Source organism: Corynebacterium sp. HMSC28B08 (assembly GCF_001806865.1).
GTDB classification, from domain to species: Bacteria; Actinomycetota; Actinomycetes; order Mycobacteriales; family Mycobacteriaceae; genus Corynebacterium; species Corynebacterium auriscanis.
On the sequence record NZ_KV786165.1, the window covers coordinates 1 to 15,585 of the forward strand.

Annotated in this window: 13 protein-coding genes; 12 read left to right on the forward strand and 1 reads right to left on the reverse strand. The window is 59.0% G+C overall.

Going from position 1 to position 15,585, the window contains the following annotated elements:
* Positions 1–260 precede the first annotated feature (260 nt).
* The 4 genes from HMPREF3098_RS04645 to trmD all read left to right on the forward strand — a co-directional run bounded on the left by HMPREF3098_RS04645 (position 261) and on the right by trmD (position 4,766).
* Positions 261–1,886, forward strand: a complete 1,626-nt coding sequence (locus tag HMPREF3098_RS04645; RefSeq protein WP_070434186.1) for an HNH endonuclease signature motif containing protein — start codon at positions 261–263, stop codon at positions 1,884–1,886.
* Between the two features lie 84 nt (positions 1,887–1,970).
* The gene (gene gdhA / locus HMPREF3098_RS04650) at positions 1,971–3,314 is read left to right on the forward strand and encodes an NADP-specific glutamate dehydrogenase (RefSeq protein ID WP_070434187.1); all 1,344 of its coding nucleotides are present in this window, start codon (positions 1,971–1,973) and stop codon (positions 3,312–3,314) included.
* 1 nt (position 3,315) lies between these two features.
* On the forward strand, positions 3,316–3,903 hold the full coding sequence (gene rimM / locus HMPREF3098_RS04655) for a ribosome maturation factor RimM (RefSeq protein WP_070434188.1): 588 nt from the start codon (positions 3,316–3,318) through the stop codon (positions 3,901–3,903).
* 32 nt (positions 3,904–3,935) lie between these two features.
* Entirely contained in the window at positions 3,936–4,766 is an 831-nt protein-coding gene (trmD, locus tag HMPREF3098_RS04660; RefSeq protein ID WP_070434189.1) for a tRNA (guanosine(37)-N1)-methyltransferase TrmD, read from the forward strand.
* 9 nt (positions 4,767–4,775) lie between these two features.
* Here the strand turns inward: trmD and betA are convergent, their stop codons facing one another.
* A complete protein-coding gene (gene betA, locus HMPREF3098_RS04665; RefSeq protein WP_070434190.1) occupies positions 4,776–6,566 on the reverse strand; it encodes a choline dehydrogenase in 1,791 nt (596 codons plus the stop codon).
* A gap of 184 nt (positions 6,567–6,750) precedes the next feature.
* Between betA and betT the strand changes: the two genes are divergently transcribed.
* The 8 genes from betT to HMPREF3098_RS04705 all read left to right on the forward strand — a co-directional run bounded on the left by betT (position 6,751) and on the right by HMPREF3098_RS04705 (position 15,584).
* The gene (betT, locus tag HMPREF3098_RS04670; RefSeq protein ID WP_070434191.1) at positions 6,751–8,895 is read left to right on the forward strand and encodes a choline BCCT transporter BetT; all 2,145 of its coding nucleotides are present in this window, start codon (positions 6,751–6,753) and stop codon (positions 8,893–8,895) included.
* Between the two features lie 11 nt (positions 8,896–8,906).
* Positions 8,907–10,481, forward strand: coding sequence for an aldehyde dehydrogenase family protein (locus HMPREF3098_RS04675; protein ID WP_070434192.1), 1,575 nt, complete (start codon positions 8,907–8,909; stop codon positions 10,479–10,481).
* 26 nt (positions 10,482–10,507) lie between these two features.
* On the forward strand, positions 10,508–12,766 hold the full coding sequence (locus tag HMPREF3098_RS04680) for a Tex family protein (protein WP_070434193.1): 2,259 nt from the start codon (positions 10,508–10,510) through the stop codon (positions 12,764–12,766).
* A 117-nt stretch (positions 12,767–12,883) separates the two neighbouring features.
* Positions 12,884–13,225 (forward strand): 50S ribosomal protein L19, encoded by a 342-nt coding sequence (gene rplS, locus HMPREF3098_RS04685; RefSeq protein ID WP_035112784.1) that lies wholly within the window; start codon positions 12,884–12,886, stop codon positions 13,223–13,225.
* A gap of 87 nt (positions 13,226–13,312) precedes the next feature.
* Positions 13,313–14,080 carry a signal peptidase I gene (gene lepB / locus HMPREF3098_RS04690; RefSeq protein ID WP_070434194.1) on the forward strand — a complete coding sequence of 256 codons (768 nt, stop codon included), beginning with the start codon at positions 13,313–13,315 and terminating at the stop codon, positions 14,078–14,080.
* A 29-nt stretch (positions 14,081–14,109) separates the two neighbouring features.
* Positions 14,110–14,727: a ribonuclease HII gene (locus tag HMPREF3098_RS04695; protein ID WP_035112786.1), complete on the forward strand. Its 618-nt coding sequence runs from the start codon at positions 14,110–14,112 to the stop codon at positions 14,725–14,727.
* Positions 14,728–14,771: 44 nt separating this feature from the next.
* Positions 14,772–15,077 carry a DUF2469 domain-containing protein gene (locus HMPREF3098_RS04700; protein WP_013888641.1) on the forward strand — a complete coding sequence of 102 codons (306 nt, stop codon included), beginning with the start codon at positions 14,772–14,774 and terminating at the stop codon, positions 15,075–15,077.
* Positions 15,078–15,227: 150 nt separating this feature from the next.
* Positions 15,228–15,584 carry a YraN family protein gene (locus tag HMPREF3098_RS04705; protein WP_070434195.1) on the forward strand — a complete coding sequence of 119 codons (357 nt, stop codon included), beginning with the start codon at positions 15,228–15,230 and terminating at the stop codon, positions 15,582–15,584.
* The last annotated feature ends 1 nt before the right edge of the window (position 15,585 follow it).

Genomic DNA, 15,585 nt, shown 5'->3' on the forward strand with positions numbered 1-15,585 from the left:
CGCCCCCGCCATGCTAGCCCAGCCCCCGCCATGCTAGCCCACCCTCTCTGAGGCACTCAGCCTAGCCGCTCTGAGGCGCTAGCCTAGCCCCCGCCATGCTAGCCCCCCCTCTCTGAGGTGCTAACTCACCCGCTCTGAGATGCTAGCCCGCCCGCTCTGAGGTGCTGATAAATTTCTGAGGAATTCTTCTAAGAAACTATTGACTGGTTCGTACAGTCGTTCTAATATCGGGGTAGCAAAGGGAACGAAACGGGGGAAACGTGAGTAATCACAAAGACTTCAACGACCATCAAGATTCACCGCCACAACAGCATTCCACCTCAACCAACGCACCATACGGTAAATCCGCAGCTCAGTCCGGGCCCACCCCAGAGGGGAAACATCAAAGCCAAGAACCCATTCCTGAAATGGATAATTTCGAACAAAATAGCGTCCCGCCAGGGAGTGGCCTGTCTGACGAACCTCCCCATGGACGACTACCCGAGCCACCGGATGAGGAGCTGCCCGAAGAGCTCGCTCTCATCCTGGAGCAGCTGGAACCGCAGTGGCGTCATCCAGAAGCCTCATGGCGTGTAGACGACCCAAGCGATCCTGTCAGCCTGGCTTCCAAGACCATCAATGCACTTCACGTTTACCTCGCCTATCTGACATTGCCCCGCATGGAGGACCTGATTGACGACCACACCACCCGCGTTCACGCGCGGACGGGTTTGACGGCGTGGAAAGCCGAACAGATCGCGATGGTTGGACTGACCCTCACGAATTTCCCTCGGTTCGCCCACCTAGTCAGTGGTGGCGCGTTTCATTTCCAGCTGGTATTCCGCCTTTGCGAGCACCTATCCATTGTTAAAACCAACCATCGGAAACTGGTGGATCATGCGGTGGTCAAACTGCTGGAACCGACGGTGCCTAATCAAGCGATGCGCTCCCTCAAATGGATCGATGACACATTCGCGCGCCTCATGGAGTTCATCGACCCCTTAGCGGTCCCAGTCCCGAAAGACACCCCTGACACGGATGCCGGCACTGATACCGGCACTGATGGTGATGCGGATGCCGGCGCTGATGCTGACACTGATAACACCGGCATCAACCCCGATGACGTCCCACCCATGGATGAGGATACCTACCACGATGGTGTGAGTTCCTTTAGCTACGACAACCGCGACCCGAACTACACCACCTTCACTCTCACCGTCGATGCCATCACCGGCGTCGAACTACTCAAAGCCATCAACAACGCCGCCACCACCAATAACACCACCCAAGGCCAAGCCTTCCTCGGGCTGCTACGCGGCCAGACCACCGCATCGATCACCCTCAACCTCTACAAAAACACCTTCGGCCTGCCACTGGACGACGTCTTCGGCGAAGGTCACTGGCTCACCACCGCCGCCTCCGCCGCCTGGCTCGACCGCATCACCCACCTCGCCGGCGCCGGCACCAGCGACAACAACGGCTACCAACCATCCGCCCGCACCGCTGCCATGGTCGCCGGACGAGACGGACACTGCCGATTCCCCGGCTGCACCATCCCCGCCCACCGATGCCAAATCGACCACGTCCACCGCTACGACCACACCAACCCCACCACGTCGGGGCCGACGTCCACCGACAATTTGCACTTGCTGTGCGCTAAGCACCACCGGTTGAAAACCGCCGGAAACTGGGATGTAACCCTCCACCCCGACGGCACAGAAACCTGGACCAGCCACGGAGACGGCCACACCATCACCACCACCAGCGACGGCCCCCTCGGCCGCGAAACATTCCAACACAAAGCCACACGAAGGGTGGCGGTGGTGAGGAGCTACAACGAGGAAAGACTAGAACAGGAACGGATAAGAAGGCAGGAGAGCGAACGGCACGAAGACCCGCCCTTCTAGTTGAGTAGGCCTATTTCTGTGTGCTTCGGCACGAGGGAATAGAATTGTTCTCTGAACCACAGCCCATCCTGGAAAGGGATCCCCGTGAACGTTGATCAAACAGTCAAGGAATACTACGACCAGATTCTGCAGCGAAACGCGGGCGAGCCTGAGTTTCATCAGGCTGTCGCAGAAGTGCTTCAAAGTTTGAAGTATGTTCTCCACAAGGACAGCACATACGGGGAGTATGGCCTCATCGAGCGCATGTGTGAGCCCGAGCGCCAGATCATCTTCCGTGTGCCGTGGATCGATGACCAAGGAAATGTCCGCGTTAACCGCGGTTTCCGCGTGCAGTTCAACTCTGTGCTGGGCCCATACAAGGGTGGCCTGCGTTTCCACCCCAGCGTGAACCTTGGCATCATCAAGTTTCTGGGTTTCGAGCAAATCTTCAAGAACTCACTAACCGGCCTGCCCATCGGCGGCGGCAAGGGTGGCTCCGACTTTGACCCCAAAGGTAAGTCGGACCGGGAGATTATGGCGTTCTGCCAATCCTTCATGACCGAGTTGCAACGACACATTGGCGACAAGGTGGACGTCCCGGCTGGCGATATTGGCGTTGGCTCTCGGGAGATCGGCTTTCTGTTCGGGCAATACCGACGCATCAACGGTCGTCACGAAAACGGTGTCCTTACGGGCAAGGGCCTCAACTGGGGTGGCTCCCTCGTGCGTACCGAGGCCACAGGCTACGGTTGCGTTTACTTCACCCAGGAGATGATGGCTGCCCGTGGCAAGCGACTGGACGGCGCTCGCGTGATCGTTTCCGGTTCCGGCAACGTGGCCATCTATGCCATTGAAAAAGCCCAGGAACTGGGTGCCACGGTCGTGGCGTTCTCGGATTCCTCGGGATATGTTTACTGCCCTGAGGGGGTGGACGTGGAATTGCTGCGCGAGGTCAAGGAAGTTCAGCGTGGCCGCGTATCGGATTACGCGAACGCCATCGACCACGCAGAGTTCCGCGAAAACGGCAACATCTGGGAAGTGGAGGCCGAGGTGGCCCTCCCATGTGCCACCCAGAACGAACTGGACGGTGAATCCGCTAAGATTCTCGCCGACAACGGTTGCATGTTCGTCGCCGAGGGCGCCAACATGCCTTGTACTCCAGAGGCCATTGAAGTCTTCCGTAAACGCAAGATGAGCTTCGCCCCAGGTAAAGCCGCCAATGCCGGTGGCGTGGCCACGTCTGCACTGGAAATGCAGCAGAATGCATCCCGCGATTCTTGGAGCTTTGAGTACACCGACAAGCGTCTGCGCAACATCATGCGCAACATCTTTAAAGTCACTGCCGAGACCGCAGAAGAGTTTGACCAGCCAGGTAACTACGCGGCGGGCGCGAACATCGCCGGTTTCCGCAAGGTAGCGGATGCCATGCTGGCTCAGGGCGTGATCTAACATCGATACCCAGTTGCAGATCGGGCGCGTTATCAAGCCCCACGGCGTACGTGGCGAATTGGTGGTAGAAGCAACGACGGACCACCCCGAGTTGCGTTTCGCAGTTGGCACCGAGCTGACGGGAAAGCAAGCGGGAAAGACCCGAACTCTTACCATCGCCAAGGTGCGCCCACACCAGGGTCGCCTGCTGGTGACTTTTGAGGAGATCGCCGATCGCACCGAAGCGGAAACCCTCCGTGGCCTGCGATTCTTCGCAGACCCAGTGGAAGATCTAGACGAGGAGGCCTTTTACGACCACCAACTAGAGGGCCTCCGCGTGCTGAACTGTGGCAACGTGGACGCGGAAACCGCCAACGCCCGCGCCTACGAAGGCGCGCAACCGGAACCCCTGGATATCGGCGAGGTCACAGGCGTGCTCCACACACCTGCAGGCACCACATTGGAAGTAACCATCGACGCGGACACCCCATTGCCGACTGCTGGGCTTACGGTACTCGTCCCCTTCCGCCACGCTATCGTGCCCATCGTTGATTTGGATAACGACGCCCTCGTCATCACCCCACCCGACGGCCTCTTGGAGCTAATGTGACAACTGGTCCCGCCTCGCAGGTAAAACCGACCATGCGAATCGATGTGGTAACGATCTTCCCCGAATACCTCGATCCCTTCCGCCATGCCCTCCTCGGCAAAGCGATAGAAAACGGGATCTTGCAAGTCGGCGTGCATAACCTGCGCCAGTGGACCCATGATGTGCATCAAGCAGTGGACTCCACTCCCTGTGGCGGGGGCCCCGGCATGGTCATGAAGCCGGATGTGTGGGGGCCAGCGCTGGACGACGTTGCCGCGGGGACGGGCCCAGCGGCCGCGACTGCAGACCTCGTGAGTGCCACGCCGCATAAGGGTGCGGTGACAGCGGGGGGCGTCGAATTAAAAAGGCCAGAAGCCCCACAAGGCGATAAACCCCTGCTTGTCGTACCCACACCGGCCGGGGCGCAGTTCACACAGGAGATGGCGGCGCGATGGTCTCAGGAGCGTCACGTGGTTTTTGCGTGCGGTCGCTACGAGGGGATCGACCAGCGCGTGGTGGAGGATGCAGAAAACCGCTACCGGGTGGAGGAAGTGAGTATCGGCGATTACGTGCTGATCGGGGGAGAAGTCGCTGTGCTGGTGATGGCTGAGGCGATGGTGCGACTCATTCCCGGAGTGCTGGGCAACCGCGCTAGCCACGAGGAAGACAGCTTCCAAGACGGTCTGCTGGAAGGCCCTAGTTACACCCGGCCCCGAGAGTGGCGGGGGCTGGAGGTCCCAGAGGTCCTGTTTAGTGGAAACCACGCCAAGATCGAGCAGTGGCGCCGGGAGCAGTCCCTGCTGCGGACACGGCAAAGGCGACCGGAGTTGCTGGACCAAGTGGAGCTCAGCACATCCGATCGCCAAGTCTTGGGCTGGGATTAACCCCGCATTCTAGTGGTCAGCCCCGGGGATCGCTTGAATGTGATCGCGGACGGCCTCACCTTCGGCGTACAAAGGCATATCCTTACCCGCCTGGTAGAACGGCACGTTAATCGGATCCAGTGGTTGCTTGCCCTGAATCAGATCGGCGGCCTTCTCGGCGAGCATCATCACTGGCGCGTAGATATTGCCGTTGGTGATGATTGGCATCGCGGAGGCATCCACCACGTGCAGCCCTTCAACACCGTGGACCTGCATCGTCTCGGGGTCGACAACCGCCATGTCGTCATCGGCTGCGCCCATCTTTGCGGTGCAGGAAGGGTGCAGAGCGGTTTCGGCATCGTTGCGGACCCACTCCAGAATCTCCTCGTCGGTCTCCACGGATGGGCCGGGGGAGATCTCGCCGTCTGTGTATTCCTTCATGGCTGGGGTATCCAGCAAGCGACGGGATACGCGCACGGCCTCTACCCACTCGCGACGATCTTGGTCGGTTGCGAGGTAGTTGAAGATGATCTCCGGCTTTTCCTTCGGATCAGCGGACTTGATGTGCACGTGTCCCTGCGTATCGGAGTACATCGGGCCCACGTGGAACTGGAATCCGTGCTCACCTTCCGGTTGGGAACCGTCGTAGCGGATCGCCATTGGCAGGAAGTGGAACATGAGGTTCGGGTAGGCCTCTTTCTCGTTGGAACGCGCGAAGCCACCGGCCTCGAAGTGCGAGGATGCTACCGGTCCCTTCTTCGTTAGCAGCCACTGCAAGCCGATCTTTGGGCGATTGATCATCTTGTAGTACGGCTGGGAGCTCACAGGCTGGGTGCAGTTGTACTGCACGTACACCTCAAGGTGGTCCTGAAGGTTGGCGCCCACGCCTGGCAGGTGCTTCTTTACCTCGACGCCGGCCCGCTCCAGCACGGTTCGGTCGCCGATGCCGGACAGCTGCAGTAGCTGTGGGGTATTGAAGGCACCACCGCTGAGGATGATCTTGTCGGCGTAGACGCGGTGCTTCTTGCCCTTCCACTCGTACTCCACGCCTGTGGCTTTAGCGGCACCGGTGGCAGCGTTGGTCTCGACGAGAACCTTGGTGACGAAAGCACGCGTGCGGACGTCCAGGTTCTTGCGGTTCAAGATGGGGTGCAGGTAGGCGCGGGCCGCAGACATGCGCTTGCCGTGGAAGATGTTGCGGTCGAAAGGAGCGAAACCCTCCTGGCGGTAGCCGTTCACATCGTTAGTCAGGTTGTAGCCCGCCTGTTGTGCGGAGCGGAAGAATGCCTGAAAAAGTGGGCTGGTCGCGGGGCCGCGCGTCAGCTTTAGGGGACCGTTGTGGCCGCGGCGTGGATCGTTTGGATCAGCGGCGAGTGCGGTTTCCATCTTGTTGAAGTACGGCAATACGTGGGCGTAATCCCACTTCTCCAATCCTGGAAGCTTGCCCCACTTCTCGTAGTCCATCGGGTTACCCCGTTGGAAGATCATGCCGTTGACGGAACTGGATCCACCCAACACCTTGCCGCGGGCGTGGTAGATGCGGCGACCGTTCATCTCTGGTTCTGGCTCGGACTCGTAGGCCCAGTCGTAGTACTTGTTACCGATGGGAAAGGAGAAGGCGGCGGGCATGTGGATGAACAAATCCCACAACGAATCGGGGCGGCCTGCCTCCAACACCATGACGTCTTCACTGCCGGATTCGGTCAGGCGGTTCGCCATAACGGAGCCAGCGGAACCGCCACCAACGATGACGTAGTCGCGCTTGCGGTCTTCGACGATTTCGCCGGTTGTGTCATTCTTCTTGAAATTAAAAAAACCCATTTATCCCTCTCTGCAAAACAAAAAAGCCGATAGGCAGATGCCTATATTTTGACATAGGTAGCATAGGGTGTGCAAAGTGGCTTTATAAGGTAAACGATAATATGGCATATGTCTCATCTATGTGTACTATCTGTATTTGCCTAATAAGTGACGAGAAGTGAAACAGAGCGAGTACGAGGGTCGAATGAGTGAAACAGGAGATAAACTCGAAGTATTGGTGGGATCATTCAATACTCAAGAAAAAGATGCCTATCACGGCAAAGAAATAACACCACCACGAGCGAATATTCCGGTCTTTGCTATATCGGCCCTCATCATCCTCTTGGTCGCCGGGTGGGCTCTCATCGCTCGCGAAGGCGCAGCCGAACAATTGGGGGCAGTGACGGGCTGGATCTCTACCAACCTCGGCTGGTTCTACATCCTCACAGCCACCGTCGTGGTGGTATTCGTGTTGGTTGTTGCGCTGTCCAAGGCCGGTGGTGTGCGCATGGGGCCCGATCACTCTAAGCCTCAGTTCCGTTTGTTTTCTTGGTCCGCCATGCTCTTCGCCGCTGGTATCGGCGTGGACCTCATGTTTTTCGCCGTGGCGGAACCCGTGCAACAGTACCTGGCCCCACCAGAGGTGGAGCCCGAATCCCTGCAGGCTGCCAAGGATGCCGTCGTGTGGGCCCTGTTCCACTACGGCTTCACTGGCTGGGCAATGTATGCGCTCATGGGCATGGCTTTTGGCTACTACGCCTATCGCTTGAACATGCCGTTGGCCATCCGCAGTGCCCTGTACCCGCTCATCGGTAAGCGCGTGCACGGCCCGGTGGGGGATGCAGTTGATATCGCGGCGGTGCTGGGCACCGTCTTCGGTATCGCCGCGTCCTTGGGCATCGGCGTGGTTCAGCTGAACTACGGTATCCACCTCGTATTCGGCGTGGAAGAAGGGCCCATCGGGCAGATTGTCCTAGTCATCGTCAGTGTCCTGGTCGCCACCTTGTCGGCTGTATCTGGCGTCGACAAAGGAATTAAAAGGCTGAGTGAGCTCAACGTGTTGCTCGCCATCGGCCTGGTGGCGTACATCGTCGTGACTGGAAAAACGGCCTACCTGTTCAATGGTTTTGTCATGAACATCGGCGACTACGTGTCCCAGTTCCCAGGCATGACCATGAACACTTTCGCCTTCGCCGAGGATTCCGCAGCGGTTTCCGAATGGATGGGCGCATGGACGCTGTTTTTCTGGGCATGGTGGGTGGCTTGGGCACCATTCGTGGGCCTGTTCCTGGCGCGCATCTCCCGTGGCCGTACCCTGCGGCAGTTCGTTTTCGGCACGCTTACTATTCCGTTCTTGTTCATCCTGGCCTGGATGAGCTTCTTCGGCAACACCGCGTTGGATCGCCTGCGTGGTGGCGATACGGCCTTCGGCGAAGCAGTCATGGCTAAACCCGAGCAAGGATTCTACGAGCTGTTGGCCCAGAACCCCGGCGGTACCTTCCTGGTTGGCCTGGCCACCCTCGTAGGCCTGTTGCTGTACATCACCTCGGCTGATTCCGGTGCGCTGGTGACCGCCAACTTCACTTCGCGAATCACGGATAGCCAACAGGACGGGCCCGTGTGGGCGCGCGTGTTCTGGTCAGTACTTATCGCGATCCTCACCATCGTGATGCTTCGCATCGATGGCGTAGCGACCGTACAAGCCGCGACCATCGTGATGGGCTTGCCATTCACGATCGTGATGTACATGATCATGATGGGATTGATCCGATCGTTGCGCCTAGAGGTCTACCAGGCCGACGCCCGGGCCGTCTCCATCCACTCCGCCATGTCTGGGCGTACCGATACTGCAACTCCGGTGTCCAATATGGGTTGGCGCAAGCGCCTTAGCCGGGCATCCACGTGGCCAAGTGCTCGCTCTGCCAACCAGTTCCTCACTTCGGTGGCCAAGCCGGCATTGGAAAAGGTCGCGAACGAGTTGCAATCTGAGGGTCTCGACGCCTCCCTGGTCATCGCCGATGTTCCCGATCAGGAAGTTGGTCAGATCGACCTCACGGTCAAGCTGGGGGAGGAGCAGGACTTCCGGTACCAGATCTACCCCACGGAGTGCCCCGTGCCTTCCTTCACAAAGAACACCGCCGGAGGGGAGAAATACTATCGGATGGAGATCTATGACCTCACCGGATCGATGGGTTACGACGTGTACGGATACACCCAGGAGCAGCTGATCAACAACGTCATCGACCTGTATGAGCGGCACTTGGAATTCATCCACATGCAACGTGATCTGCCCGGCACCTCCGATATGTCCGGCGGTGCAGATCCGATACGCACCTGGGAAGTCGAGTAGAAAGGGAAAACATGACCCAGAAGTTTTTCGATCCAACCACAGCCAAATTCCTTGACGGTGCATTCACCAACGGCACCGATCAGCCCGCCACCTGCTACATCGACGGGAAGTGGCAACCAGCCACCAGCGGCAACACACGCACCATCATTTGCCCTGCGGACGGCACCGAAGTGGGTAAGGTCTCTGAGGCCAGTGAAGAAGACACCAACCGTGCTATCGCCGCGGCTCGCAAGGCTTTTGACTCCGGCGTATGGTCTAACGTGCCCGCCGTGGAGCGTGGCAAGCTGCTGCTGCGCGTGGCCGAACTGATCCGGGAGAACAAAGACGAATTCGCCCGCGCCGAATCCGCGGATACAGGCAAGCGCATCGTCGAGTCCGGGCTGGACATGGATGACATCGCCAACTCTTTTGAATACTTCGGCACCTTGTCCCAGCATGCCGCAGGCCGGGTCGTGGATCCAGGGGACGCGAACGTTCGCTCCCGCATTGAGGCCGAGCCCGTGGGAGTGTGCGGACTCATCACGCCGTGGAACTACCCGCTGCTGCAAGTCGCATGGAAGGTCGCCCCGGCCCTCGCCGCGGGAAATACGTTCGTGCTCAAGCAAGCAGAGCTCACACCTCACACCGCGATGATGCTCATGGGCGTTCTGGCTGAGGCCGGTCTGCCCAGCGGTGTAGCCAACCTCATCACCGGAGCCGGCGCTGATTGTGGTAACCCACTGTCCACCAACCCAGACGTGGATATGGTGAGCTTCACCGGTGGATTGGTCACCGGTAAAATCATCGCCAAGAACGCAGCAGAAACAGTCAAGCGCGTTGCTTTGGAACTTGGCGGCAAGAACCCCAATGTGATCTTCGCCGATGCGGACTTCGACGCTGCGGTGGATAACGCACTCAATGCAGCGTTCGTCCACTCCGGTCAGGTATGTTCCGCTGGCGCGCGCCTGGTTGTGGAAGAATCCATCCACGACAAGTTCGTCGAGGAACTGGCCCGCCGCGCCAAGCTGATCAAGCTGGGTGGCCCGCAAGACGATGCCGCGGAGACCGGGCCGCTGATCAGCGCGGAGCACCGGGAGAAGGTGGCGTCGTATGTGGAAAAGGCAAAGCAACAGGGGGCAAAGGTTCTCAGTGGTGGTCGCATTCCTACCGCAGAGGACAACGAATCGGATCACGCGACCGGGCAGACTGATCTGACCGAGGGCATGTTTTACCTGCCGACCATCCTAGATGGCTGCGATCAATCCATGGACTGCGTTCACGACGAGGCCTTCGGGCCCACTGTCACCGTGGAGACGTTCCGCTCCGAAGAAGAAGCCATCGCGATCGGTAACGATACCGAGTATGGCTTAGCTGGCGCTGTGTGGACCACTGACGCCGGAAAGGCAGAGCGGATCGCTGCGAAGCTCCGACACGGAACCATCTGGATCAATGACTTCCACCCCTACCTGCCCCAGGCGGAATGGGGAGGTATGAAGCAGTCGGGTAACGGGCGCGAGCTGGGGCCCACTGGTTTGGCTGAATACCAGGAATTCAAACACGTCTACACTAACATTGCGCCGGCGGTTACTGGGTGGTTCAAGGGGTAATAGAGGCCAGCTCTACAATATGGGGAATGACCGATAGCATCGCTAGCATCATTGCCCGTGAACTTGGGGTGGAGACCTCCCGTGTGGAGGCCACCATTGCCTTGCTCGACGAAGGCAACACAGTTCCCTTTATCGCCCGCTACCGCAAGGAAGTCACGGGCGGACTCGATGACAGCCAACTGCGTACGCTAGAAACCCGCCTGAACTACCTGCGGGAACTAGCGGAGCGGAAGCAAGTTGTGCTCGCGGCCATTGAAGATCAGGGCAAACTCACGGAGGAGTTAAAACAGCGGATTCTAGGCGTCGAGGCAAAAGCACGCCTAGAAGACCTGTACCTTCCCTACAAAACAACGAGACGCACCAAGGCCACGATTGCGCGCGAGGCCGAGCTGGAGCCGCTGGCGGAGCAACTGCTGAGTGGTACCGATACCGCTCCGGCGGAGCTGGCAGCCGGTTACGTCACGGAAGGATTTGACGACGCTAAAGCGGTTCTCGCGGGGGCCCGAGCCATTGTGGTGGAAAACCTAGCGACGAACGCTGATCTGGTGGGGGAGATCCGCGAAGAGTACTTCAAGCGGGGGCGCGTGGAATCAGCAGTCGTGGAAGGGCAGGAGAGCGCGGGGGCAAAGTATCGCGATTACTTCGAATTCGACGAGCCCTTTGAGAAGCTACCGAGCCACCGGATTCTGGCACTGCTGCGCGGGGAATCCGAAGGGGTTTTGCGGGTGAACTTCGCCGCAGGTGACGACGATAGCTTCTACGAGGGACTCATCGCGGAACGGGCTGGTTTGCAACCACAAGGAGATGCTGCCGATAAGTTCCGCGCCGAGTGCGCCCGCTTTGGGTGGCGTACCAAGCTGGCAGTGAGTTCCGCGGTGGATGTGCGGATGCGGTTAAAGGAGAGGGCCGACCAAGCAGCCGTGGACGTGTTTTCCCGGAACCTACGCGACTTGCTGCTGGCCGCGCCCGCTGGTCAGCGCGCCACCCTGGGTTTGGACCCGGGGTACCGCAACGGTGTGAAGTGCGCGGTGGTTGATGCGACGGGCAAGGTGCTGGACACGATCGTGGTGTACCCGCACACCGGCGCGGGCAGATGGGATGAATCCCGCGCAGCGTTGGCCCAACTGGTGGCCAAGCACAAGGTGGAACTGCTGGCGGTCGGCAATGGAACCGCCAGCCGCGAGACGGAGAAACTGGCGCGCGAGGTCTCGGACCTCATTGCCCAAGCTGGCGGTGAAAAACCACAGGCCGTCATCGTGAGTGAATCTGGCGCCAGTGTGTACTCCGCTAGCGAGGTGGCCGCGAGGGAATTCCCCGACATGGATGTATCACTTCGTGGCGCGGTCTCTATCGCGCGACGTTTGCAGGATCCGCTGGCAGAGTTGGTCAAAATCGACCCCAAGTCCATCGGAGTGGGCCAGTACCAACACGATGTAAATCAAGCCCTGCTGGCCCAAGGCCTGGATTCCGTGGTGGAATCAGCCGTGAACTCCGTAGGCGTGGACCTGAACTCCGCCAGCGCCCAGCTGCTCGGCCGCGTGGCCGGTGTGAGCAGCACCGTGGCGGACAATATCGTGGCATATCGCGACGAAAACGGCGCGTTTACGTCCCGCAAGGAATTGCTCAAAGTGCCTCGGTTGGGGCCAAAGGCGTTTGAACAGGCCGCGGGATTCTTGCGCATCCGGGGTGGTGCGGACCCACTGGATGCCTCCGCCGTGCACCCCGAGGCTTACCCGCTGGTGCGCGACATCGTGGAACGTACGGGAGTGGCCATCGAGGACTTGGTGGGCAACTCGACGGTGCTGTCGAAGCTGAAGCCAGTGGATCTGGCGACCGAGCAATACGGTGTGCCAACAGTTACCGATGTTCTAGCGGAACTCCTTAAGCCCGGTCGCGATCCGCGCCCTACCTTCAAAACAGCCAACCTCGCAGATGGTGTGGAAAAGATCAGTGACCTCAAGGTGGGCATGGTGCTGGAGGGCACGGTCACCAATGTGGCGGCATTCGGTGCGTTCGTGGATATTGGTGTACATCAGGACGGGCTGGTGCACGTCTCTGCCATGAGCCACAAATTCGTGCGTGATCCGCATGACGTCGTTAGCTCCGGCCAAGTGGTTAAGGTGAAAGTAATGGAGGTCGATGAAGCTCGGCAGCGCGTGGGCCTATCGCTACGCTTGGATGATGAACCGGGTGGGCGTCACAAGAAGAAAGCCCCCACGCCAGCCCCGGCGGCCCGCGGCGGTATGGCTGCAGCGCTCAAGCGCGCGGGATTTGGTGGATCCTAGAAACGATGCCATACTATTCGGGTTAAACCTGTTGTGGGTACGAACCCGTAGGCGCACCAATAGGAGTGAAAAGCCGCGTGGGTCCTCTATCCAGACGAACGTAAGGATTACACATCCATGAATATTCTTGACAAGGTCGATGCAGCATTCCTGCGAGACGACATCCCAGAATTCCGCGCCGGTGACACCCTTGACGTGCACGTCAAGGTTATCGAGGGCTCCAAGTCTCGTGTCCAGGTCTTCCGCGGTGTAGTTATCCGTCGCCAGAACTCCGGTGTACGTGAGACCTTCACTGTCCGCAAGATCTCCTTCGGCATCGCCGTGGAGCGCACCTTCCCAGTGCACTCTCCGAACATCGATCACATCGACGTTCTATCCCGCGGTAAGGTTCGCCGTGCGAAGCTGTACTACCTGCGCAACCTGCGCGGCAAGGCAGCCAAGATCAAGGAAAAGCGCTAAACAATCATCGCTTAATTCGCTTGAATGCAACCCCAGCCCACTGTTGCTCCCCACGCCGGGAGCCAAGGGCTGGGGTTTTTGCTGTGAATGGTATCCTCAACAACCGTGTCACATGAATCTGAAGCTGCCCCAGCGAAGCCCGAGAAGCAAAAAAAGACCTACCCATGGTGGGTAGAAATGCCGATCATCATCGTCGTGACGATGCTGTTACTAGGCGCCTTTAACACCTTTGTCGGGCGTATGTACCTCATCCCGTCGGAATCGATGGAACCCACCTTGCATGGCTGCGCAGGTTGCACGCCTGACCGTATCTTCGTGAATAAGCTGGCCTACCGTGGCGATAAGCAACCCGAGGCCGGTGACGTGATCGTGTTCGTGGGGACGGATTCGTGGAACGAGACTTATACCTCCAAGCGCAGCTCCAATGCCGTGGTGGGTGGACTGCAGACTGCTGGGGAAAAGATCGGCCTGCTGGCTCCAGATGAAAACACTCTAGTCAAGCGCGTGATCGCCACGGAGGGGCAGACCGTGCAGTGCCGCAAGGGTGACCCGGGGATTATGGTCAATGGCAAAAAGATCGACGATTCCTACACTATGAACCCGCCGGTCAACCCGATTGATACCACTCGGGGTTCCCGCGAATGCCAGGGCAACTACTTTGGCCCCATCACCATTCCGGATAACTCCCTGTGGATGATGGGGGACAACCGCACGAACTCCTTCGATTCCCGCGGTCACATTGGGGATCAGTACCAGGGCACGATTCCGGTGGATAACGTCGTGGGCCGAGTGGAATCTATCGTCTTACCGTTCAGCCGGATCGGTGGCGTGGATAGTCTGCCCATCCAGCAGTAGACCACCCCACCGGTAATATCACCATGGATATGGAGGCGGAGCTCACCGCTGCCGGCCTGGGGCCCGTAGCGGGCGTGGATGAAGCTGGTCGGGGCGCGTGTTGCGGTCCCATCAGCATTGCGGCGTGCATCCTGCCGGAGGGGGACTTGCCCGAGCTGACGCGACTCACGGATTCCAAAAAGCTCACGGAAAAGCGGCGTGAGGAACTTTTTGGCGTCATTAAAAAAGTAGCCACGGCCTACGCCATCGTGCACATTCCGGCAGAAGAAATCGACAAGCTGGGCATTCAGCACGCCAATGTGTCCGGTATGCGGCGGGCAGTGGCGAAGCTGGATGTGATTCCGGGGTATGTGCTGACGGACGCGATGCGCGTGCCAGGGCTAGCTCAGCCGCATTTGCCGGTACTGAAGGGCGATCAGATGGCGCGGTGCATTAGTGCTGCGAGTGTGCTGGCCAAAGTTAGTCGCGACCGGTTAATGAGGGAGATTGATCAGCAGTATCCCGGTTATGGTTTAGCAGGTCACAAAGGTTATGGCACGAAGGCTCACATGGACGCGGTGAGTCTACACGGTGGCACCCCATATCACCGCTACACTTACTCAAATGTGGCCGCAGCACAGGCGGTGTGGCTGAACAATGGTGGTTAAATACTGGTGGTTAAACATCGAGGCGAGGAAGGGCTGATCTGAGCGTGAGCGCTGAGGAACTGGACGACTACGAAGCTAATGTTGAGCTGTCCATGTACCGCGAGTATCGCGACGTGGTGAGCCAATTTTCCTATGTGGTGGAAACCGAACGCCGGTTTTACCTCGCCAATGCTGTGGAGCTGATCCCCCGCAATTCCGGCGGGGAGGTTTACTACGAGGTGCGGATGTCCGACGCGTGGGTGTGGGACATGTACCGCCCCGCCCGTTTCGTACGCTACGTGCGGGTTATCACCTACAAGGATGTCAACATCGAGGAGCTGGACAAGCCCGAGCTGAACTTCCCTGAGTAGGTAAATTTACAGGTTTTTCGTTGTCCACAGGTTGTAGCTTATTCACAACCTCGTGGGTGTTTGCGGCCGTGGGTGCCTTTTTTATCTCGACGCCACGCTGTGCCCCGCTACGTTATTGATGGAAACACTAGTAACGCGCAAGGGGGAAAGATGGCACACTCACGAGCAGTGGGGGCCGCGGGGGAACAGCAAGCGGTGCACTACTTGGAGAAACAGGGATATCAACTGTTGCAGCGCAATTACCACTGTCGCGTTGGGGAGTTGGATGCGATTGCTAGAGCACCCGGTGGGGAAGTGGTGTTCATCGAAATCAAATGGCGCGCCCATGAGTGTGATGGGGGTGGGTTAGCTGCCGTCAACCGGGCGAAGTTGCAGCGTATGCGCGTGGCCGCTACGCATTGGATGGCGGAAAAACCCCAGTGGACAAAAGAGGCGACTGGGCTGCGCTTCGATGTCATCGATGTAGGGCCTCACGGGGTACGCGAGCACGTCCAGGGGGTGTGGTGAC